24 protein-coding genes are annotated in these 19,736 nt (G+C 67.1%); 5 read left to right on the top strand and 19 right to left on the bottom strand.

From position 1 onward, the window contains the following. Positions 1 to 8: 8 nt before the first annotated feature. From NX068_RS12715 to hisB, 7 genes are all read right to left on the bottom strand, one after another. Positions 9 to 356, bottom strand: coding sequence for a histidine triad nucleotide-binding protein (locus NX068_RS12715; protein WP_263461637.1), 348 nt, complete (start codon positions 354 to 356; stop codon positions 9 to 11). Next, positions 353 to 679, bottom strand: a complete 327-nt coding sequence (locus tag NX068_RS12710) for a phosphoribosyl-ATP diphosphatase (protein ID WP_068636971.1) — start codon at positions 677 to 679, stop codon at positions 353 to 355. The genes NX068_RS12715 and NX068_RS12710 overlap by 4 nt, the downstream gene beginning before the upstream one ends. Further along, entirely contained in the window at positions 676 to 1,071 is a 396-nt protein-coding gene (gene hisI, locus NX068_RS12705; RefSeq protein ID WP_263461636.1) for a phosphoribosyl-AMP cyclohydrolase, read from the bottom strand. Before hisI ends, NX068_RS12710 begins: the two co-directional genes overlap by 4 nt. Next, a complete protein-coding gene (gene hisF, locus NX068_RS12700; protein ID WP_263461635.1) occupies positions 1,068 to 1,826 on the bottom strand; it encodes an imidazole glycerol phosphate synthase subunit HisF in 759 nt (252 codons plus the stop codon). The genes hisI and hisF overlap by 4 nt, the downstream gene beginning before the upstream one ends. Positions 1,827 to 1,848: 22 nt before the next feature. Then, complete coding sequence (gene hisA, locus NX068_RS12695; RefSeq protein WP_263461634.1) at positions 1,849 to 2,598, bottom strand: 1-(5-phosphoribosyl)-5-[(5-phosphoribosylamino)methylideneamino]imidazole-4-carboxamide isomerase; 750 nt, start codon at positions 2,596 to 2,598, stop codon at positions 1,849 to 1,851. Between the two features lie 51 nt (positions 2,599 to 2,649). Next, on the bottom strand, positions 2,650 to 3,288 hold the full coding sequence (gene hisH, locus NX068_RS12690) for an imidazole glycerol phosphate synthase subunit HisH (RefSeq protein ID WP_263461633.1): 639 nt from the start codon (positions 3,286 to 3,288) through the stop codon (positions 2,650 to 2,652). A gap of 61 nt (positions 3,289 to 3,349) precedes the next feature. Further along, the gene (hisB, locus tag NX068_RS12685) at positions 3,350 to 3,937 is read right to left on the bottom strand and encodes an imidazoleglycerol-phosphate dehydratase HisB (protein WP_263461748.1); all 588 of its coding nucleotides are present in this window, start codon (positions 3,935 to 3,937) and stop codon (positions 3,350 to 3,352) included. Between the two features lie 172 nt (positions 3,938 to 4,109). On the opposite strand from hisB, the gene hisC reads away from it, so the two are divergent. Continuing rightward, complete coding sequence (gene hisC / locus NX068_RS12680; protein WP_263461632.1) at positions 4,110 to 5,183, top strand: histidinol-phosphate transaminase; 1,074 nt, start codon at positions 4,110 to 4,112, stop codon at positions 5,181 to 5,183. 44 nt (positions 5,184 to 5,227) lie between these two features. Here hisC and hisD read toward each other — a convergent pair whose 3' ends face one another. Together hisD and hisG are read right to left on the bottom strand one after the other, a co-directional pair. Continuing rightward, entirely contained in the window at positions 5,228 to 6,535 is a 1,308-nt protein-coding gene (gene hisD, locus NX068_RS12675) for a histidinol dehydrogenase (RefSeq protein WP_263461631.1), read from the bottom strand. Between the two features lie 10 nt (positions 6,536 to 6,545). Continuing rightward, on the bottom strand, positions 6,546 to 7,190 hold the full coding sequence (gene hisG, locus NX068_RS12670) for an ATP phosphoribosyltransferase (protein WP_263461630.1): 645 nt from the start codon (positions 7,188 to 7,190) through the stop codon (positions 6,546 to 6,548). A 186-nt stretch (positions 7,191 to 7,376) separates the two neighbouring features. Here hisG and rnk point away from each other — a divergent pair, with 186 nt between their 5' ends. Then, complete coding sequence (rnk, locus tag NX068_RS12665; protein ID WP_068637001.1) at positions 7,377 to 7,784, top strand: nucleoside diphosphate kinase regulator; 408 nt, start codon at positions 7,377 to 7,379, stop codon at positions 7,782 to 7,784. A 97-nt stretch (positions 7,785 to 7,881) separates the two neighbouring features. On the opposite strand, the gene murA is transcribed toward rnk, so the two are convergent. The 10 genes from murA to NX068_RS12615 are packed head-to-tail and all read right to left on the bottom strand — an operon-like array spanning position 7,882 to position 14,987. Further along, positions 7,882 to 9,132: a UDP-N-acetylglucosamine 1-carboxyvinyltransferase gene (murA, locus tag NX068_RS12660; protein ID WP_263461629.1), complete on the bottom strand. Its 1,251-nt coding sequence runs from the start codon at positions 9,130 to 9,132 to the stop codon at positions 7,882 to 7,884. A gap of 7 nt (positions 9,133 to 9,139) precedes the next feature. Further along, positions 9,140 to 9,397, bottom strand: coding sequence for a BolA family protein (locus NX068_RS12655; protein ID WP_263461628.1), 258 nt, complete (start codon positions 9,395 to 9,397; stop codon positions 9,140 to 9,142). Positions 9,398 to 9,407: 10 nt separating this feature from the next. Then, the gene (locus tag NX068_RS12650; RefSeq protein ID WP_263461747.1) at positions 9,408 to 10,181 is read right to left on the bottom strand and encodes an ABC transporter permease; all 774 of its coding nucleotides are present in this window, start codon (positions 10,179 to 10,181) and stop codon (positions 9,408 to 9,410) included. 37 nt (positions 10,182 to 10,218) lie between these two features. After that, the gene (locus NX068_RS12645) at positions 10,219 to 11,115 is read right to left on the bottom strand and encodes an ABC transporter ATP-binding protein (protein WP_263461627.1); all 897 of its coding nucleotides are present in this window, start codon (positions 11,113 to 11,115) and stop codon (positions 10,219 to 10,221) included. Then, positions 11,112 to 11,405, bottom strand: coding sequence for an STAS domain-containing protein (locus NX068_RS12640; RefSeq protein ID WP_263461626.1), 294 nt, complete (start codon positions 11,403 to 11,405; stop codon positions 11,112 to 11,114). Before NX068_RS12640 ends, NX068_RS12645 begins: the two co-directional genes overlap by 4 nt. Beyond that, positions 11,402 to 12,037, bottom strand: coding sequence for an MlaC/ttg2D family ABC transporter substrate-binding protein (locus NX068_RS12635; protein ID WP_263461625.1), 636 nt, complete (start codon positions 12,035 to 12,037; stop codon positions 11,402 to 11,404). Before NX068_RS12635 ends, NX068_RS12640 begins: the two co-directional genes overlap by 4 nt. 54 nt (positions 12,038 to 12,091) lie before the next feature. After that, on the bottom strand, positions 12,092 to 12,823 hold the full coding sequence (locus NX068_RS12630) for an MlaA family lipoprotein (RefSeq protein WP_263461624.1): 732 nt from the start codon (positions 12,821 to 12,823) through the stop codon (positions 12,092 to 12,094). A 33-nt stretch (positions 12,824 to 12,856) separates the two neighbouring features. Continuing rightward, positions 12,857 to 13,333 (bottom strand): outer membrane lipid asymmetry maintenance protein MlaD, encoded by a 477-nt coding sequence (gene mlaD, locus NX068_RS12625; protein ID WP_263461623.1) that lies wholly within the window; start codon positions 13,331 to 13,333, stop codon positions 12,857 to 12,859. 2 nt (positions 13,334 to 13,335) lie between these two features. Beyond that, positions 13,336 to 14,136, bottom strand: coding sequence for a lipid asymmetry maintenance ABC transporter permease subunit MlaE (mlaE, locus tag NX068_RS12620; protein WP_263461622.1), 801 nt, complete (start codon positions 14,134 to 14,136; stop codon positions 13,336 to 13,338). Next, on the bottom strand, positions 14,133 to 14,987 hold the full coding sequence (locus tag NX068_RS12615; protein WP_263461621.1) for an ABC transporter ATP-binding protein: 855 nt from the start codon (positions 14,985 to 14,987) through the stop codon (positions 14,133 to 14,135). Before NX068_RS12615 ends, mlaE begins: the two co-directional genes overlap by 4 nt. A 183-nt stretch (positions 14,988 to 15,170) precedes the next feature. Between NX068_RS12615 and NX068_RS12610 the strand changes: the two genes are divergently transcribed. From NX068_RS12610 to NX068_RS12600, 3 genes are read left to right on the top strand one after another with little or no spacing between them, the layout of a single operon-like run. Beyond that, positions 15,171 to 16,832, top strand: a complete 1,662-nt coding sequence (locus NX068_RS12610) for a secretin GspD/PilQ domain-containing protein (RefSeq protein ID WP_263461620.1) — start codon at positions 15,171 to 15,173, stop codon at positions 16,830 to 16,832. Beyond that, complete coding sequence (locus NX068_RS12605; protein WP_263461619.1) at positions 16,829 to 18,532, top strand: GspE/PulE family protein; 1,704 nt, start codon at positions 16,829 to 16,831, stop codon at positions 18,530 to 18,532. Before NX068_RS12610 ends, NX068_RS12605 begins: the two co-directional genes overlap by 4 nt. Beyond that, positions 18,532 to 19,734, top strand: coding sequence for a type II secretion system F family protein (locus NX068_RS12600; protein ID WP_263461618.1), 1,203 nt, complete (start codon positions 18,532 to 18,534; stop codon positions 19,732 to 19,734). The genes NX068_RS12605 and NX068_RS12600 overlap by 1 nt, the downstream gene beginning before the upstream one ends. The last annotated feature ends 2 nt before the right edge of the window (positions 19,735 to 19,736 follow it).

Here is a 19,736-nt window from a genome sequence, read left to right as displayed (position 1 = left end):
CGCTCTCCTCAATGCTTCAACATGGGCGGCAGGGGATTGGGGCCACCCAGAATATGAAGGTGCAGATGATACACCTCCTGCAGTCCCACCCTTCCGGTGTTGACGATGGTCCGGAAACCGTCGGTGCAGCCCTGCTCGCGCGCAATGCGCCCCGCCGCAACCATCAGACGCCCCATCGCCACCTCGTGTTCCTCACCGAGCTGCGCCATCGAATCGACGTGGACCTTGGGGATCACCAGCACATGCACCGGCGCTGCGGGATTGATGTCGTGGAAGGCGAAGACGTGCTCGTCCTCATAGACCTTCTTCGACGGAATCTCGCCGCGGGCGATGCGACAGAAGATGCACTCGCTCATTGCGCCGTCCGCGACTTCTTCTCGTCGATGCCCGACACGCCTTCGCGGCGGCGGAACTCGGCCAGCACGTCCTCGACCGACAGGCCGTGGTGGGCCAGCAGCACCAGCGAGTGGAACCACAGGTCGGTGACTTCCCACACCAGGTGCAGCCTGTCCTGGTCCTTGGCCGCCATGATGGTCTCGGCAGCCTCCTCGGCGACCTTCTTGCAGATCTCGTCCGTGCCCTTGGCGTACAGGCTGGAGACGTAGGAGGCGTCGGGGTCCGCCTTCTTGCGCGCGACCAGGGTATCGGAAACACGGCGCAGCACTTCGATATCGATCACTTGTAGATCTCCTTCGGGTCTTTCAAAACCGGTTCGACGGCTTCCCAGCGGCCGTCGGCAAAATATTTCTGGAAGAAGCAGCTGTGGCGTCCGGTGTGGCAGGCGATGCCGCCGACCTGCTCGATCTTCAGCAGCACGACGTCGTTGTCGCAGTCGATGCGGATGTCGAGCACCTTCTGCACATGGCCGGACTCCTCGCCCTTGTGCCACAGTTTGCGCCGCGAACGTGACCAGTAGATGGCTTCGCCGGTTTCCGCCGTGCGCTGCAGCGCGTCGCGGTTCATCCAGGCGAACATCAGCACGTCGCCGCTGGACGCTTCCTGCGCGATCACCGGCACCAGGCCGTTGTCGTCCCACTCGATCTCGTCCAGCCAGGCCGCATTCGCGCTCACAGTCTCACCTCGATCCCGCGTGCGCGCATCAGCTCCTTGGCTTCGCGCACTGTGTGTTCGCCGAAATGGAAGATGCTCGCCGCCAGCACCGCATCGGCGCGGCCTTCGGAGACGCCGTCGGCCAGGTGATCGAGCGTGCCGACGCCGCCGCTGGCGATCACCGGGATGCGCACCGCGTCCGACACCGCGCGCGTCAGCGCCAGGTCGAAGCCGCTCTTGGTGCCGTCGCGGTCCATGCTGGTCAACAGGATCTCGCCCGCACCCAGCGCTTCGATCCTGCGCGCCCACTCGATGGCGTCCAGCCCGGTGTTGCGGCGCCCGCCGTGGGTGAAGACTTCCCACTTGCCCGGCGCGGTCTGCTTGGCGTCGATCGCCACCACGATGCACTGGCTGCCGACCTTGCTCGACGCGTCGTGCACCAGTTGCGGGTTATTCACCGCCGCAGTGTTCATGCTGACCTTGTCGGCGCCGGCATTGAGCAGGCGGCGCACATCCTCGACCGCGCGCACGCCGCCGCCGACGGTCAGCGGGATGAAGACCTGCTCGGCGACATGCTCGACGACGTGCAGGATGATGTCGCGGTCGTCGGAACTCGCGGTGATGTCGAGAAAGGTCAGTTCGTCGGCGCCCTGCTCGTCGTAGCGGCGGGCGACCTCGACCGGATCGCCGGCATCGCGCAGTTCGACGAAATTGACGCCCTTGACCACGCGTCCGGCGCTCACGTCCAGACAGGGGATGATGCGCTTGGCCAGCATCAGCGGTACTCGGCGGAGAAAGTCATTCGGTGGTACCGCGCAGTTCGTCGGCACGGGCCTGGGCGGCGGCGAAGTCGAGCGTGCCTTCGTAGATCGCCCGGCCGGTGATCGCGCCCATGATGCCTTCGTCCTCGACCGCGCACAGTGCGTCGATGTCGCGCAGGTCGGTGATGCCGCCGCTGGCGATGACGGGAATGCGCAGCGCCTGCGCCAGCCGCACGGTGGCTTCGATATTGACGCCGGACAGCATGCCGTCGCGGCCGATGTCGGTGTAGATCACGCCTTCGACGCCGTAGTCCTCGAACTTCTTCGCCAGATCGACGACGTCGTGCCCGGTCAGCTTGGACCAGCCGTCCACCGCCACCTTGCCGTCCTTGGCATCCAGGCCGACGATGATGTGGCCGGGGAAGGCGCCGCAGGCATCGTGCAGGAAACCGGGGTTCTTCACCGCCGCGGTGCCGATGATGACGTAGCTGATGCCGTTGTCGAGGTAATGCTCGATGGTGTCGAGGTCGCGGATGCCGCCGCCGAGCTGCACCGGGATGTCCTCGCCGACTTCGTCGGTGATCGCGCGGATCGCGGCGCCGTTCTTCGGCTTGCCGGCAAAGGCGCCGTTGAGGTCGACCAGGTGCAGGCGGCGGGCGCCGGCGTCGAGCCAGTGGCGGGCCATGGCACCGGGATCTTCGGAAAACACCGTGGCGTCGTCCATTTCGCCCTGCTTCAGGCGAACACAGTGACCGTCCTTGAGGTCGATGGCGGGAATGAGCAGCATACCGGTTCTGGAATGGATGGGACGATGGAAAAAGGCAGTCTGGGCCGGTGCTCAGGGCTGCCAGCGGATGAAGTTCGCCAGCAGGCGCAAGCCGGCCGCAGCGCTTTTCTCGGGGTGGAACTGGGCCGCGAAGATATTATCCCGCGCTACCGCACTGGTAAAGCGAACCCCGTAGTCGGTGTCCGCCGCGGTCAGCGCCTCTTCGGCCGGCACGACGAAGTAGCTGTGCACGAAGTAGAAGCGCTCGCCGTCCGGGATGCCGTCCCACATCGGATGCGGGCCGCGCTGCCACACTTCGTTCCAGCCCATGTGCGGCACCTTCAGGCGGCTGCCGTCCGCTGCCAGCATCGCGGATTCGGGAAAGCGCATCACTTCGCCCCGCAGGATGCCGAGACCGGGCACGTCGCCTTCGGCGCTGTGCTCGAACAGCATCTGCTGGCCGATGCAGATTCCCAGGAAAGGCTTGCTCGCCGCCGCATCCAGCACCGCCTGGCGCAGACCGCGGCCGTCCAGTTCGCGCATGCAGTCGGGCATCGCCCCCTGACCCGGAAAGACGACCCGCTCGGCGGCCGCGACGCGCGCGGGATCGGAGGTGACGAAGACTTCATGGCCGGGTGCCACGTGCTCGATCGCCTTGGCGACCGAGCGCAGATTGCCCATGCCGTAATCGATGATGGCCACGGTGGTCATCGGCTTGACTCGCTTTCGTACAGGATGGCGGCCGTTGCGCACGGCCGCGGAAGGTTCTGGCTCAGAGCGCGCCCTTGGTGGAAGGAATCGTCCCCGCCGCGCGCTCGTCGACCTCGGCCGCCATGCGCAGCGCGCGGGCGAAGGCCTTGAACACGGTTTCGCACTGGTGGTGGGCGTTGTCGCCGCGCAGGTTGTCGATGTGCAGCGTGACGCCGGCGTGATTGACGAAACCCTGGAAGAACTCGCGCGCCAGGTCGACATCGAAGTTGCCGATGCGGGCACGGGTGTAATCCACGAAGTAATGCAGGCCGGGCCGGCCGGAGAAATCCACCACGACGCGCGACAGCGCCTCGTCGAGCGGCACGTAGGCGTGGCCGTAGCGGCGCAGCCCCTTCTTGTCGCCGACGGCCTTGGCGAAGGCCTGACCCAGCGTGATGCCGACGTCCTCGACCGTGTGGTGGTCGTCGATGTGGGTATCGCCCTCACAGTGGATGTCCAGGTCGATCAGGCCGTGGCGCACGATCTGGTCGAGCATGTGATCGAAGAAGGGGACGCCGGTATCCAGTTGTCCCTTACCCGTGCCGTCGAGGTCGATGCGCACGGAGATCTTCGTTTCGAGGGTGTTGCGAGTGACTTCGGCTTGCCGCATGGCTGCTGTGAGGCTCAAGAGTTGCAGGTTCGGGCCATGATAACATCGCCCGGCAAAATGGCCGCCTCGAATGACCGCTCATCAGGTCGGCAATAGCGTGCAGCTCGCAAGGTGGACAGCCACGGTGCGAGATGTTTCCCCCCGCCTTCGAACCCCGCACAGCAGACAGAACATGAGCCGCTTCTGGAGCGCCGTCGTCCACGGCCTGACCCCCTACGTTCCGGGCGAACAGCCCAAGCTCGACAAGCTGGTCAAGCTCAACACCAACGAACACCCCTACGGCCCCTCGCCCAAGGCTCTTGCCGCGATCCGCGCCGCCACCGACGACAGCCTGCGGCTCTACCCGGACCCGAACGCCGACACGCTGAAGGCTGCGCTGGCCCGCCGCCACGGCCTTCAGCCGTCGCAGATCTTCGTCGGCAACGGCTCGGACGAAGTGCTGGCGCACGCCTTCATGGCACTGCTGAAGCACGACCAGCCGCTGTGGTTTCCGGACATCACCTACAGCTTCTACCCGGTATATTGCGGCCTGTACGGCATCGAGCAGCGCGCGGTGCCGCTGGCCGACGACTTCTCTATCCGCGTCGACGACTACCTGCCGCAAAACGGCGGGCAGCCCGGCGCGATCATCTTCCCCAACCCCAACGCCCCCACCGGCCGCCTGCTGAGCCTCGCCGAGGTCGAGCGCATCGTCGCCGGCAACCCGGACGCCGTGGTGCTGGTGGATGAGGCCTACATCGACTTCGGCGGCGACAGCGCGATCACGCTGGTCGACAAGTACCCCAACCTGCTGGTCGTGCACACCTTCTCCAAGAGCCGCTCGCTCGCCGGCCTGCGCGTCGGCTTCGCTGCCGGCCACGCCGAGCTGGTCGAGGGGCTGGAGCGGGTCAAGAACAGCTTCAACTCCTATCCGCTCGACCGCCTGGCGCTGGCCGGCGCGGTAGCTTCGGTCGAGGACGAGGCGTTCTTCCAGGAAAGCTGCCGCAAGGTGATCGCGACCCGCGAAACCCTGGTCGGCCAGATGCAGGCCTTGGGCTTCGAAGTGCTGCCCTCGGCAGCGAACTTCATCTTCGCCCGCCATCCGCAGCGCGACGGCGCCGAACTGGCGACCGAACTGCGCAAGCGCGCGATCATCGTGCGCCACTTCAAGGCGCCGCGCATCGATCAATTCCTGCGTATCACGGTGGGCACGGACGAGCAGTGCGCCGTCCTGGTCGAAACCCTGAAGGAAATCCTCGGGCGTTGAGAAATGGCACCGCCATCATCGGTCATGGATGGTGGCGGACAGCATCAGACCTTCAGGCGCATCTCCGCCGAGCGTGCATGGGCCTGCAAGCCCTCGCCATGCGCCAGGATGGATGCCACCCTGCCCAGGTGCTGGGCACCGGCCTGCGAAATGTTGACGATGCTGGTGCGCTTCTGGAAATCGTAGGTGCCCAGCGGCGACGAGAAGCGCGCGCTGCGCATCGTCGGCAGCACGTGGTTCGGCCCGGCGCAGTAGTCGCCCAGCGCCTCCACCGCCCAGTGGCCGACGAAAATCGCGCCGGCGTGGCGGATGTGGTCGATCCAGGCTTCGGCATCCTCCAGCGACAGCTCTAGGTGCTCGGGCGCGATGCGGTTGGCCAGCGCGCAGGCCTGCTCGATGCTGTCGACGCGGATCAGCGCGCCGCGATTGGCCAGCGACTTGGCGATGGTCTCACGCCGCGGCATCGTCGGCAGCAGGCGGTCGATCGCCTCGTGCACCGCGTCGATGAAACCTGCATCGGTGCACAGCAGGATGGACTGCGCCAGTTCGTCGTGCTCGGCCTGCGCGAACAGATCCATCGCCACCCAGTCGGCGTGGCCGGAACCGTCGGCGATGATCAGCACCTCGGACGGCCCCGCCACCATGTCGATGCCGACGGTGCCGAACACCCGGCGCTTGGCTTCGGCGACGTAGGCGTTGCCGGGGCCGACGATCTTGTCCACCTGCGGGATGGTCTGTGTACCGTAGGCCAGTGCCGCCACAGCTTGCGCGCCGCCGATGGTGAACACCCGGTCGACGCCGGTTATCGCGGCGGCGGCCAGCACCAGCGGGTTCTTCTCGCCGCGCGGCGTCGGCACCACCATAATCAGTTCGCCGACGCCGGCGACCTTGGCCGGAATCGCGTTCATCAGCACCGAGCTCGGGTAGGACGCCCGCCCGCCCGGCACGTAGAGGCCGACGCGGTCGAGCGGCGTGACCTTCTGCCCCAGGCGGGTGCCGTCGGCTTCTTCGAACTCCCAGGATTCGCCTTTCTGGCGCTCGTGGTAGATGCGCACGCGGTCGGCAGCGACCGTCAGCGCTTCACGCTGGGCCGACGACAGGCTATCGAGCGCGGCGTGCAGTTCGGCTTTCGGCAGTTCCAGCGCCGCCATCGAATTCACCTCGAGGCCGTCGAAGCGGCGGGTGTATTCGACCACCGCGGCGTCGCCGGTGCTGCGCACCGCACGCAGGATCTCGGTCACCGCACCGTCGATGCGCTCGTCGGCTTCGGCCTCGAAGGCCAGCAAGGCGTCCAGCGTGGTCAGGAATTCGGGCTCGCGCACGTCGAGGCGGCGGATGGGCGTCTGGCTCATGATCGGTTCCTCAGGACTTGATCGCGCCGGCGAAGGCGTCGAGCACCGGCTGCAGAAGTTCGCGCTTGAGCTTCAGCGAGGCCTGGTTGACGATCAGGCGCGAGCTGATCGGCATGATGTCCTCGACTTCTTCGAGGTTGTTGGCGCGCAGCGTGCCGCCAGTGGACACCAGGTCGACGATCGCATCGGCCAGCCCGACCAGCGGCGCCAGCTCCATCGAACCGTAGAGCTTGATCAGGTCGACGTGCATGCCCTTGCCGGCGAAGTGCGCCTTGGCGGCATTGATGTACTTGGTGGCGACGCGGATGCGCCCGCCGGGCCGGGTGGCTGCAGCGTAATCGAAGCCCTTCTGTACCGCCACGCACAGGCGGCAGCGGGCGATGTCGAGGTCCAGCGGCTGGTACAGGCCGGCGCCACCGTGTTCGAGCAGCACGTCCTTGCCGGCGATGCCGAGGTCGGCCGCACCGTACTGCACGTAGGTCGGCGTGTCGGTGGCGCGCACGATGACCAGGCGCACGTCCGGCCGATTGGTGCCGATGATGAGCTTGCGCGAGGATTCGGGGTTGTCGGTCGGCACGATGCCGGCGGCCGCGAGCAGCGGCAGCGTCTCTTCGAAGATGCGCCCCTTGGACAGGGCGAGCGTGATGCTGGACACGTGAAAAACCTTGGTCGAACGGGCCGACATTGTAACCCGGCACCGCTTCTGTTAACCTTCGTCCAAACGGGTAGCCCCAAGGGCAGACTCAATGGGCTGAACTGCGAGCGGCAGTTCGGCCTTTTCTTTTGCATGTCCGCGCGGTTCGCAAGGTTTTCCGCGCAGGACGTCACGCAGGACGACATCATGAAGCCGCCAATCATCGTATCCAGCAGCGACCTCGAACGCCTCGAGGGCCTGCTGACCCTCCCCGCCTTCCGCAGCCGCAGCGACCTCGACGGCCTGCGCGAAGAGCTCGAACGGGCCGACGTGCGCGAACCCGAGGAGATGCCGGCCGACGTCATCACGATGAACAGCCGCGCCCGCTTCCTCGAAGAGGGCACCGGCCGCGAATACGAGCTGACTCTGGCCTACCCCAAGGACGCCAACGCCGAAGCGCGCCGGGTGTCGATCTTCTCGCCGGCCGGCAGCGCCCTGCTCGGGCTGGCCACCGGCCAGTCGATCGACTGGACCACGCCGGACGGCAAGGAACTGCACCTGAAGGTGCTGGAAGTGACCTGGCAGCCCGAAGCGAACGGTCAGTTCGATCTCTGAGCGATCTTTGAACGCGATCTCCGAGCGCTCCCCAGGCCCCGTGGCCTCAGGGCACTCCGCTGACGGCATCTGATCGCCGCTGCAGGCGCCAGCCCGTTCAGGCCAGGCGCCGCACCTTGGCGCCGAGCGCGGCCAGCTTCGCTTCCAGCCCTTCGTAGCCGCGGTCGAGATGGTAGATGCGCTCGATCACGGTCTCACCCTCGGCCACCAGGCCGGCCACTACCAGGCTGGCCGAAGCACGCAGGTCGGTTGCCATCACGGTCGCGCCCTGCAGCCTGTCCACGCCCTGGACGACGGCGGTGTTGCCGTCGATGCGGATGTCCGCGCCCAGGCGCTGAAGCTCGACCGCGTGCATGAAGCGGTTCTCGAAGATGGTCTCGCGGATCATCGCGACGCCCTTGGCGACGCAGTTGATCGCCATGAACTGGGCCTGCATGTCGGTCGGGAAGGCCGGATAGGGCGCGGTGCGCAGGCTGACCGCATTGAGCCGGGCCGGCGCCTCGAGGCGGATCGCGTCGCGTTCGGAAACGACTTCGCAGCCCGCGTCCATCAGCTTGTCGATGACGGCATCGAGATAGCACGAACTGGTGCCGGTCAGCCTCACCGAGCCGCCGGTGGCGGCGGCAGCGCACAGGTAGGTGCCGGTCTCGATGCGGTCGGGCATGATACGGTGAGTCGCGCCATGCAGCCGGTCCACGCCCTGGATGCGGATCACGTCCGAACCGGCGCCCGACACCCGTGCGCCCATCGACACCAGGCAGTTCGCCAGATCGACGATCTCGGGCTCGCGCGCGGCGTTCTCGATCACGGTCTCGCCGTCGGCCAGCACGGCGGCCATCATCAGGTTCTCGGTGCCGGTCACGGTGACCATGTCGGTGAACAGGCGCGCACCCTTCAGCCGCGGCACCGTGGCATGGACGTAGCCGTGCTCGACGCGCACGTCCGCCCCCATCGCCTGCAGGCCCTTGATGTGCTGATCCACCGGCCGGGCGCCGATCGCACAGCCGCCGGGCAGCGACACCTGCGCCTCGCCGCAGCGGGCCACCAGCGGGCCGAGCACCAGGATCGACGCCCGCATCGTCTTGACCATCTCGTAAGGTGCCAGCGGCTTGTTCAAGCCCGATGCGTCGAGCGTGACGGTGTCGCCGTCGCGTTCCACCTTGACCCCCATCTGTGCCAGCAGCGCCAGCAGGGTGCCGATGTCCTTCAGTTGCGGCACGTTGGTGAAGCTCACCGGTTCGGCCGTCAGCAGCGCCGCGCACAGGATGGGCAGCGCGGCGTTCTTGGCACCGGAGATGGCGACCTCGCCCGACAGGCGGCTGCCGCCTTCGATCAGCAGTTTGTCCATCGCGGTCTCACATGCCCAGGTCGCCGCGGCCTTCTTCCCATTGCGCGGGAGTGAAGGTCTGCAGCTGCAGCGCATGGATCTCGTTGCCCATCAGGCGGCCGAGCGTGGCATACACTGCCTGGTGCTGGCGTACGCGCGGCTTGCCCTCGAAGGCCGGGCTGACGACGATGCCGGTGAAATGCACCCCGTCGTCGCCTTCGATGGCGACGAATTCGCAGGGCATGCCCTGTTCGATCAGGCGCTTGATTTCGCTAGCTTCAAACATGATTCATCCTTTAGGAGCGCAGCTTGTAGCCCCGTCCGAGCAAGGCCAGGGTCAGCGCCGCGAGCAATACGAAACAGCCGGACACCACCGCAAGCGACAGCCAGGGCGAAGTGTCCGACTGGCCGAAGAAGCCATAACGGAACCCGTCGATCATGAAGAAGAACGGGTTGAAATGCGATACATCCTGCCAGAAGCGCGGCAGCGAATGGATCGAGTAGAACACGCCGGACAGCATCGTCAGCGGCAGGATCAGGAAGTTCTGGAAAGCGGCGAGCTGGTCGAACTTGTCGGCCCAGATGCCGGCGATGACGCCGAAGGAGCCCAGGATCGCCCCGCCCATCACGGCGAACGCCAGCACCCACAGCGGGCTGGCGATATCCAGATCGACGAAGGGCATCGCCACCAGCAGCACGCCACAGCCGACGAACAGCCCGCGCAGCGTCGCGGCGATGACGTAGGCGGCGTAGAACTCGCGATAGGACAGCGGCGGCAGCAGCACGAAGATGATGTTGCCGGTGATCTTGCTCTGGATCAGCGAGGACGAGCTGTTGGCGAAGGCGTTCTGCAGCACCGACATCATCACCAGGCCGGGCACCAGGAAGCTGGTATAGGCGACGTCGCCATACACGGTGACGTGACGGTCGAGCACATGCGAGAAGATCAGCAGGAACAGCAGCGCGTTGAGCACCGGTGCGGCGACGGTCTGGAAAGCCACTTTCCAGAAGCGCAGCACTTCCTTGTACAGCAGGGTACGAAAACCCGTTAGCGGCGCATCGGCGGCCATCGGCTCGATGCGCGGCGGCGTCGCGCCGCGGCGCGTTTCAGGCACGATGCATGACCTCCACGAAGACTCTTTCGAGATCCGGCTCTCCCAGCTGGATCTCGCGCAGCCCGGCACCGGCCTCGCGCAGACGCGCCAGCAGCGTCTCGAGCTTGTCGTAGCCCTCGAAGGCGAACTCCACCCAGCCGTCCTCGACCGCCACCCCGCCGAGTGCGACGGCCGCCTCGGCCCTGTCCACGCTGACGCGCAGGCTATGGGTGGCGAAGCGGTGCAGCAGGTTCTCGGTGGTGTCGAGGGCGACGACCTTGCCGGCCTTGAGCATCGCGATGCGGCCGCAGAGCGTTTCCGCCTCTTCGAGATAATGCGTGGTCAGCACGATGGTGTGGCCGTCGCGGTTGAGCTTGCGCACGAACTGCCACAGGCCCTGGCGCAGCTCGACGTCGACGCCGGCGGTGGGCTCGTCGAGCACGATCACCGGCGGCCGGTGCACCAGCGCCTGTGCCACCAGCACGCGCCGCTTCATGCCGCCGGACAGCATGCGCATGTTGTCATCGGCCTTGTGCGTCAGGTCCAGGCTGGCGAGGATCTCGTCGATCCAGTCGTCATTGCCGCGGATGCCGAAATAGCCCGACTGGATGCGCAGCAGCTCGCGCACCGAGAAGAAGGGATCGAACACCAGTTCCTGCGGCACCACGCCGAGATTGCGCCGCGCATTGCGGTAGTCGCGCACGACGTCGTGGCCCATGATCTCGAGCGAACCGCCGTCGGGCCGTACCAGCCCGGCCAGCGCCGAGATCAGCGTGGTCTTGCCGGCGCCGTTCGGCCCGAGCAGGCCGAAGAATTCGCCCTGGCCGATTTCGAGATCGACGCCGCCCAGCGCCTTCAGCGTTCCGTACTGCTTGGTGACGGCGCTGACCCTGATGGCCGGCACCGTCATTCACCGCGCTCCAGCGGCAGCAAGGCGTCGATGTCGTAGAGCGCGGCAAGGCTGGCGAGCCCCGGCGGCAGGCTGCGCAACACGATGTCGTGGCCTGCCTCGCGCGCGGTGCGCAGCCAGTCGAGGACCAGCGCCAGCGCCGCCGAATCGGCCGTCGGCACCGCCGCCATGTCGACCACCAGGGAACCGGCCTTGGCCAGCCGCCGCCCCTCTTCCAGCACCGGCGCGGCGCTGTGCATCGTCAACGGCCCCTGCGGCGCGAACACCGCCACCGCACCTGCATCGCTCATGAACGCTGCTGCTCCACTTCGAGTGCGCGATTCTTAGCTTCGAGCGACTTGATCAGGCCGTCGATCCCGCCGCTGCGCACGTCCTGGGCGAAGCTGCTGCGGTAGTTCGTGACCAGGCTGACACCGGCGACGATGACGTCGAACACTTTCCAGCCCGCGTCGGATTTTTCCAGCATGTAGTCGATGCCGATCGGCTGGGCGCCGGTCTGGCGCACTTCGGTGCGGACCTGCACGCGCTTGTCGGCTTCGCCGAAGCGGGTCGGCTTGAAGTCGATCGTCTGGTCGCGATACTGCGTCAGCGCATTGGAATACGTGCGCACCAGCAGGGTGCGGAAGGCATCGGTCAGGCGCGTCTGCTGCTCGGCCGACGCACTGCGCCAGTCGGGGCCGACCGCCAGCATGGTCATGCGGCGGAAATCGAAGTGCGGCAGCACCTTGGCATCCACCAGCGCCATGATCCGCTGCGGATCGCCGGCCTGGATCGCCTTGTCGGTACGCACGATCTCCAGTACTTCGTTGGTCACGTCGCGCACCAGCACGTCCGGACCCTGCTGGGCCGCAGCCTGGGCCACCGGCATCAGCCCGGCGGCGAGAAGGCAGAACAGGGTGAGTAGCTTGTTGAAGAAGTTCATGTCGCGTTTCCGTATGGGGTTGCACACTGGCGGGACGATCACCGTCACGCTCGTTCAATCCTCGAAATCTTCGTACTCGCGCATCACGTTTCCATCCGAAACCTTGTAACGGCGTTGTTCAAGGTAGAAATCGCGGATGTAGGCGTATTTGTCGGTCGTCGCCTCATCCACCGTCTTCTCGGTGCCGAGGAAGGTCGAGCGGATGTGCGTGAAGCGCAATGCGGTGTAACTGTTGCGCGTCGGAACGTGGTCGATCTGCCACGGATTCTGGCCCAGGTAATCGGCCGGCAGCGCAGCGGTATCGCGCACGGTGCGCGGCCCGAAGAACGGCAGCACGATGTAGGCGCCTTCGCCCACGCCCCAGCTCCCGAGCGTCTGGCCCAGGTCCTCGTCATGCTTGGGCAGCCCCATCGGCGTGGCGATGTCGATCAGGCCGAGCAGGCCGAACGTCGAGTTGAAGGCGAAGCGCATCAGGTCGGACAAGGCGTCGGCCGGCTTGCCCTGCAGCAGGTTGTTGATCGCGATCCAAGGATCTTCGAGATTGGCGATGAAGTTGCCGAAACCGGTCCGGGCAACGTCCGGCAGCACGAACTCGTAGGCCTGCGCCACCGGCTTGACGACCGCCTTGTCGACCTGCTCGTTGAAGCTGAACATCGCCCGGTTGTAGCCTTCGAGCGGATCGGGGTTGCCGGCCGTGGCACAGCCCCCGAGCAGCAGCGCCGACAGGGTGGCGACCGCCAGCGGCCGGCGCAGCGTGGCAGGGAAGTTGGGGATTCTGGCGTTCATGTCATTGTTCTCCAGCGATGTCCACTACGTTCTTCACTGCGCCGCCGGCGCGGCCGGCTCGGCGGCCTTGTCGAACAGGAACTGGCCGATCAGCTTCTCCAGCACCACGGCGGATTGCGTGATCATCAGGCGATCGCCCTCCTTCAGCGGCTCGACGTCGGCGCCCGCCTCGAGGCCGACGTACTGCTCGCCGAGCAGGCCGGAAGTCAGGATCGACGCCGAAGTGTCGGCGGGAAACTCGAAGCGCCTGTCGATATCCAGCTGCACGACCGCGCGATAGCTGTCGGTGTCGAAGCGGATGCCCTGCACGCGGCCGACCAGCACGCCGGCGCTCTTGACCGGTGCGCGTACCTTCAGCCCGCCGATGTTGTCGAAGGCGGCCTCCACACGGTAACTCTCGCTACCGTTGATGCCGGAAAAATTGCCGACTTTCATCGCCAGGAAGACCAGCGCGGCGAAGCCGATGGCAACGAAAATGCCGACCCACAGGTCGAGTGCGGTGCGACTCATCATCAACCCCGGAACATGAAAGAGGTAAGCACGAAATCGAGCGCCAGGATCGCCAGCGCCGACGTCACGACGGTACGGGTGATCGCGCGCGACACGCCTTCGGCGGTGGGCTCGCAATCGTAACCCTCGAACACGGCGATCAGCGACACCACGGTACCGAAGACAAAGGATTTGATGACCCCGTTCAGCACGTCGTGGTCGAACTCGACCGCCGCCTGCATCTGCGACCAGAACGCGCCGTCATCGACGCCGATGACGACGACGGTGATCAGCCAGCCGCCGAACACGCCCATCGCCGAGAACAGCGCAGCCAGCAGCGGCATCGACAACACGCCGCCCCAGAAGCGCGGCGCCACCACGCGCGCGATCGGGTTCACCGCCATCATGTCCATCGCCTTCAACTGCTCGGTGGTCTTCATCAGGCCGATCTCGGCGGTGATCGCCGAACCCGCGCGGCTGGCGAACAGCAGTGCCGCGATCACCGGCCCCAACTCGCGCAGCAGCGACAGCGCCACCATCACCCCCACCGCATCGGCCGAGCCGTAGCGCTGCAGGATGTCGTAACCCTGCAGGCCGAGCACCAGACCGACGAACAGACCGGACACGGTGATGATCAGCAGCGACAGCACGCCGCTGAAATACAGTTCGCGGATCGTCAGATGGATGCGGGTCAGCGACTGCCCCGAGGCCAGCAGCACCGCGAACATGAAGCGGGTGGCGAAACCCAGGCGCCAGATGCCGTCTATCGTCAGCTTGCCGACGTGGCGCAGCCCGGCGACGAGGCCGGCGAACAGGCCGTTCATGCGCTCCTCCCGCCCAGCAGGCTGTCGATCGGCGGCGCCGGATAATGGAAGGGCACCGGGCCGTCGGCCTCGGCATTGACGAACTGGTGGACGAAGGGGTCGGTCGAGGCGCGGATCTCGTCCGGCGTGCCTTGCGCGACGATGCGCCCTTCCGACACGAAGTAGATGTAGTCCACGATCTCCAGCGATTCATGCACGTCGTGCGTGACCATCACCGAACTGGCGCCGAGCGCATCGTTCAGGCGCCGGATCAACTGGCCGATGATGCCGAGCGAGATCGGGTCCAGCCCGGCGAAAGGCTCGTCGTAGAGGATCAGCATCGGGTCGAGCGCCACCGCGCGCGCCAGCGCCACCCGCCGCGCCATGCCGCCCGACAGCTCGCCCGGCCGCAGCGAGGCCGCACCACGCAGCCCCACCGCCTGCAGCTTCATCAGCACCAGGTCGCGAATCATGCCTGGCGGCAGGTCGGTGTGCTCGCGCAACGGAAAGGCGACGTTGTCGAACACGCTCATGTCGGTGAACAGCGCGCCGAACTGGAACAGCATGCCCATGCGCCGGCGCATCGCATAGAGCTCGGCTCCGCCGAGCTTGCCGACTTCATGGCCGGCGACTTCCACCGCCCCCGCATTCGCCTTCAACTGGCCGCCGATCAGCCTCAGCAAGGTGGTCTTGCCGCAACCGCTGCCGCCCATGATCGCCACCACCTGGCCGCGATGCACCTCCAGGTCGATGCCGCGCAGCACCGACCGCTCGCCATAGGCGAAACGGACGTCGCGAAGGGAAACGAGAGGCGCATCGCGCTCGGCTGCAGGGGCCACGAAAGCAGATTCTTTTGTTCGAGAACCGCGCATTCTAGCAGAGGCGGGCACCGCTTCCCGGCAATTTGTCGCAATGCAACAGTCCGTTACCCCATGCTGGGCCCGCGATCGCGCCCCCGCGGCGGCATCGAAAAATGTCATAGGAGTATTTTCTTATGTCATAAATTCATCTAGCATGAGTGCATGAGCCGCCGAGCCTCCATCGCCCTCTCGCCAATGTCATTTGCATTCGTCGTGCTGCTGGGCGCATGCACGCAACTCGGCGTTCACCGGGCGCCGGCCGGCCACCTCTCCGCCCCGCAGCCGCCGGCGGTGAGCGCGGACCCGCCGCCCGCAGTTACCGAGCCTCCTCTCCCCGCATCTACCGAAGCGCCGGCACCGGCTGTGCCGGCCAGGCGCGAAAAAACCTATTCGATCTCGGTACACGACATCCCCGTCCACCAGTTGCTGCTGGCGATCGGCCGCGACGCCCGGCTCGACCTCGACCTGTACGGCGGCATCGACGGCCGCGTCACCCTCAACGCCATCGACCAGCCGCTCGGCGAGATCCTCGCCCGCATCGCCCGCCAGGCACCGATCCGCTACGAGATCGCCGGCAGCCATCTCAGCGTGCGGCCGGATACGCCGTTCCTGCGCAGCTACACGCTCGATTACGTCAACCTGAGCCGCAGCATGCGCGGCACCGTCGCCACCAGCACGCAGATCTCCACCAGTTCCAGCAGCGCAGGCAATCATGGCGACGCCGCCGGCAACACCTCCGTGACCCAGATCGAAACCCGTTCGAGCAACGATTTCTGGCAGTCGATCCAGGCCAACATCCGCGCCATCCTCGACGACGGCGCAACAGGCCCGTCCCGCTGCGCCGGCAAGGGCGACGACTGCCGCGACGGCGACATCATGGTCAACAGGGAGAGCGGCATCGTCATGGTGCGGGCCACGGCCCGCCAGCACGAACAGCTCGCCGCCTTCATCGATCAGGTCCAGCGCGCCGCCCGCCGGCAGGTCATGATCGAAGCCACCATCGTCGAGGTCACGCTGGCCGATGGCTACGTCCAGGGCATCGACTGGAGCCGCCTCGGCCTGCCCGGCTGGAACATCAGCCCGCGCAGCAGCGCCGGCAGCGGCGCGCCGACCCTGAGCTACGCTTCGGCCGACACCGATTTCAGGCTCGAGCTGCTGGAAACCTTCGGTACCGTCAAGGTGCTCTCGAGCCCACGCCTGTCGGTGCTCAACAATCAAACCGCGATGCTCAAGGTGGTCGAGGAATACGTTTACTTCCTCGTCGATGCCACCACCACCGAATACGGCGACAGCGAGCGCGAGAAGGTCACCGCGACGACGACGCCCCAGTCGGTCTCGGTCGGCATGGTGATGTCGGTGACGCCGCAGATCAGTGCCAGCGGCGAGATCACGCTGAACGTGCGGCCGACCGTCTCCGGGATTTCCGGTTTCCGCGACGACCCCAATCCTTCGCTGCGCGACATCCCCAACCGCGTGCCGCAGATCCGCACCCGCGAGATCGAATCGATGCTGCGCCTGCGCAGCGGCGAGATCGCCGTGCTCGGCGGCCTGATGGAAGACCGCGTGGACCACGACACCGGCCGCATTCCGCTACTGGGCGACATCCCGGTGCTGGGCGAGCTGTTCACCCGCCGCGACAATACCGTGCGCCGCACCGAGTTGCTGATCTTCCTGCGGCCGCTGCTGATCGACGACCCGAGCACCCGCGGCAACTACGCCGGCTATGCCGACCAGCTTCCCGGACCGGACTTCCTCGTCTCCCGGCCTTCGCCCGGCCGGCGCAACTTCCCGTCGATGCCGATGCGCCCGCTGCTGGTGCCGAGCCACGACGCCAGCGAAACGGAGCTCCGCCCATGAACGCCGCCCTGCCGATCGGCCAGCTCCTGCTCGACGCCCGCCTGATCGGCGCCGACCAGTTGCGCATCGCGCTGCACGAACAGCAGCAGCGCAAACGCCCGCTCGGCCAGGTACTGGTCGAACTCGGCTTCGTCAGCGATACCGCGCTGCGCGATGCCCTCGCCGCCCATTGCGGCCACCCCAGCGTCGATCTCGCCAACACCCTGGCCGACCCCGCCGCACTGTCGCTCGTGCCCCAGGCGCTCGCCAGGCGCCACAGACTGCTGCCGCTGGAATACCGCGCTGCCGAGCGCACCCTGGTCGTCGCCATCGCCGACGCCGGCAATGTCGTCGCCCTCGACCGCCTGCATGCCGAACTCGGCCCCGGCACCCGCCTCGAACTGCGGGTCGCCGCCGACGTCCAGCTCGAACGCGCCATCGAGCGCCACTACGGCCAGGCTGTCACCATCGACGACATCGTCCGCGAGATCGAGCAGCGCAGCTCCGGCCATGCCCCCGCAGGCAGCCGAGAAGACGGCCCGGCCGTGGTCCGCCTGGTCGACGCGATGCTGGCCGAGGCCGTCGCCAGCCGTGCCTCCGACCTCCATTTCGAACCCGAAGCCGGCTATCTGCGCATCCGCCTGCGCATCGACGGCACGCTGCGCCAGGTCCGTGCCCTGCACAAATCCTTCTGGCCCGAACTGGCGGTACGCCTCAAGGTCATGGCCGGGCTCGACATCGCCGAATCGCGCTGCCCGCAGGACGGCCGCATCTCGCTGGCCGTCGCCGGGCGGCCGATCGACTTCCGCGTCGCCACCCAGCCCACGCTGCACGGCGAAAACATCGTGCTGCGCATCCTCGACCGCGAAAAAGGCATCGTGCCGCTCGATGCGCTCGGGCTCAGCGACGCTCAGCACAACACGCTCGACCGCATGCTGTCCCGCCCGGAAGGCCTGATCCTCGTCACCGGCCCCACCGGCAGCGGCAAGACGACGACGCTGTATTCGATCCTCAACCACCTCAACACCGAAGCGGTCAACATCATGACGCTGGAGGATCCGGTGGAATACCCGCTCGCCCAGATCCGCCAGACCCCGATCGGCGACGCCAGCCGCCTCGGTTTCGCCGACGGTGTCCGCGCGCTGCTGCGCCAGGATCCGGACATCCTGCTGATCGGCGAGATCCGCGACGCCGATACCGCACAGATGGCGCTGCGCGCCGCGCTCACCGGCCACCAGGTGTTCGCCACGCTGCACGCCAACTCCGCGCTCGGTGCCATCCCGCGCCTGCTCGACATCGGCCTGCGCGCCGACCTGCTGGCCGGCAACCTGTCGGGCATCATTGCCCAGCGCCTGGTGCGGCGGCTGTGCCCGCATTGCCGGATCGAGGCCCCCGCATCGCCGGCCGAATGCCGCCTGCTCGGCCTGCCTGCCGAACGGCCACCGGCACTGTTCTCCCCGTCCGGCTGCGCCGAATGCGAGTTCCGCGGCTACCGCGGCCGCATCGCGATCATGGAATTGCTGCACATCGACGAAGAGCTCGACGAGCAGATCGGCGCCGGTGCCCGCCCCGGCGTGCTGCGGCCCCTGCTGCGCCGCCGCGGCCATGCCGGCCTCGCCGACGACGGCCTACGCCGGGTGCTGGACGGCAGCACCTCGCTGGCCGAACTGGCCCGCGTCGTCGCTCTCGACGGCCTCGCCACCCAAGTGGAGCACGCCTGATGAAAACCTACAGCTACCGCGCCATGAGCGCCGACGGCCGCCTGCTGCGCGGCCGGCTGGATGCGGCCGATCTCGCCGACCTGGAAAGCCGGCTGCGGGAACAAGGCCTCGCCTTCATCAACGGCGAAGCCAGACTCAGCCTGAGCCTGCCGGGCAGCAAACGGGTACCGCGCCGGGAGCTGATCCATTTCTGCTTCCACCTCGAGCAATTGCTGGCCGCCGGCGTGCCGCCTTTCGAAAGCCTCGCCGCATTGCGCGACGCCACCACCCATCCGCGCATGCGCACGGCGGTCATCACCCTGCTTGCCGACATCGAGCGCGGCCAGCCGCTGTCCGCTGCCGCCGCCCGCCAGCCCGGCGTGTTTCCGCCCGCCACCGTCGCCCTGCTGCGCGCCGGCGAACAGGCCGGCCGCCTGCCCGAGACCATCCGCGACATCGGCGCGGCGCTCGAACACGAAGACGAACTGGCCAATTACGCCCGCCGCATCGCCATCTATCCGGCCATCGTCGCCAGCCTGATGCTGCTCGCCGTGGTCGTCGCCCTGGTGCACGTCGTCCCCGAACTGGAAAAGCTGTTCCTCAGCAGCGGCCAGACCCTGCCGCTGCAGACCCGCCTGCTGATCGGCCTGTCGCATGCGGTGACGCAGGCCGGCTGGCTGCTGCCGGCCGGCATCGCCATCGGGCTGGCCGGCGTGCGCGGGTTCCTGGCACGCTCCGATGCCGCCCGCACCCGCCTGCACCACCTGCTGCTGCGGCTCCCCGTCGCCGGCGAGATCCTCACCAAACTCACGCTCGCCCGCTTCGCCAGCGTGCTGGCGACGCTCTACGCCGCCGGCATCACGATCATCGACGCGCTGCGCATCACCCAGGACATCACCGGCAATCTGGCCCTGCGCAAGGCCCTGCACACGGCCACCGGGCGTATCGAGCAAGGCTACGCGGTCTCGGCCGCCTTCGAAGCGACCGGCCTGTTCCCGCCGCTGGTCGAACGCATGCTCAGGGTGGGCGAACAGACCGGCGGGCTGGATCGCGCCCTCGGCAACGTCGCCGCGCTCTACCGGCGCGACGTCGCCGACGCCACCGCTCGCCTGCAAGCCGCCATCGAACCCTTGCTGACGCTGGCCATGGGCGCGCTGCTGCTGTGGATCGCCAGCGCAGTGCTCGGCCCCATCTACGACATCATCACCCGCCTCCCGACCTGACG

It is taken from the genome of Thauera carbonicopians (genome assembly GCF_025699485.1).
Lineage (GTDB): Bacteria > Pseudomonadota > Gammaproteobacteria > Burkholderiales > Rhodocyclaceae > Thauera.
This window is presented reverse-complemented; position numbering and strand designations above follow the sequence as displayed.

Bases quoted from the DNA above. Each gene is read 5' to 3' on its own strand.
- murA (WP_263461629.1), bottom strand. From the start codon at position 9,132: ATGGACAAACTGCTGATCGAAGGCGGCAGCCGCCTGTCGGGCGAGGTC.
- NX068_RS12715 (WP_263461637.1), bottom strand. From the start codon at position 356: ATGAGCGAGTGCATCTTCTGTCGCATCGCCCGCGGCGAGATTCCGTCG.
- mlaE (WP_263461622.1), bottom strand. From the start codon at position 14,136: ATGAACGGCCTGTTCGCCGGCCTCGTCGCCGGGCTGCGCCACGTCGGC.
- NX068_RS12655 (WP_263461628.1), bottom strand. From the start codon at position 9,397: ATGTTTGAAGCTAGCGAAATCAAGCGCCTGATCGAACAGGGCATGCCC.
- hisB (WP_263461748.1), bottom strand. From the start codon at position 3,937: ATGCGGCAAGCCGAAGTCACTCGCAACACCCTCGAAACGAAGATCTCC.
- NX068_RS12610 (WP_263461620.1), top strand. From the start codon at position 15,171: ATGTCATTTGCATTCGTCGTGCTGCTGGGCGCATGCACGCAACTCGGC.
- hisD (WP_263461631.1), bottom strand. From the start codon at position 6,535: ATGAGCCAGACGCCCATCCGCCGCCTCGACGTGCGCGAGCCCGAATTC.
- mlaD (WP_263461623.1), bottom strand. From the start codon at position 13,333: ATGAGTCGCACCGCACTCGACCTGTGGGTCGGCATTTTCGTTGCCATC.
- rnk (WP_068637001.1), top strand. From the start codon at position 7,377: ATGAAGCCGCCAATCATCGTATCCAGCAGCGACCTCGAACGCCTCGAG.
- NX068_RS12640 (WP_263461626.1), bottom strand. From the start codon at position 11,405: ATGAGCGATGCAGGTGCGGTGGCGGTGTTCGCGCCGCAGGGGCCGTTG.
- NX068_RS12605 (WP_263461619.1), top strand. From the start codon at position 16,829: ATGAACGCCGCCCTGCCGATCGGCCAGCTCCTGCTCGACGCCCGCCTG.
- NX068_RS12645 (WP_263461627.1), bottom strand. From the start codon at position 11,115: ATGACGGTGCCGGCCATCAGGGTCAGCGCCGTCACCAAGCAGTACGGA.
- NX068_RS12635 (WP_263461625.1), bottom strand. From the start codon at position 12,037: ATGAACTTCTTCAACAAGCTACTCACCCTGTTCTGCCTTCTCGCCGCC.
- NX068_RS12630 (WP_263461624.1), bottom strand. From the start codon at position 12,823: ATGAACGCCAGAATCCCCAACTTCCCTGCCACGCTGCGCCGGCCGCTG.
- NX068_RS12600 (WP_263461618.1), top strand. From the start codon at position 18,532: ATGAAAACCTACAGCTACCGCGCCATGAGCGCCGACGGCCGCCTGCTG.
- NX068_RS12615 (WP_263461621.1), bottom strand. From the start codon at position 14,987: ATGCGCGGTTCTCGAACAAAAGAATCTGCTTTCGTGGCCCCTGCAGCC.
- hisF (WP_263461635.1), bottom strand. From the start codon at position 1,826: ATGCTGGCCAAGCGCATCATCCCCTGTCTGGACGTGAGCGCCGGACGC.
- NX068_RS12650 (WP_263461747.1), bottom strand. From the start codon at position 10,181: ATGGCCGCCGATGCGCCGCTAACGGGTTTTCGTACCCTGCTGTACAAG.
- hisC (WP_263461632.1), top strand. From the start codon at position 4,110: ATGAGCCGCTTCTGGAGCGCCGTCGTCCACGGCCTGACCCCCTACGTT.
- hisA (WP_263461634.1), bottom strand. From the start codon at position 2,598: ATGCTGCTCATTCCCGCCATCGACCTCAAGGACGGTCACTGTGTTCGC.
- hisH (WP_263461633.1), bottom strand. From the start codon at position 3,288: ATGACCACCGTGGCCATCATCGATTACGGCATGGGCAATCTGCGCTCG.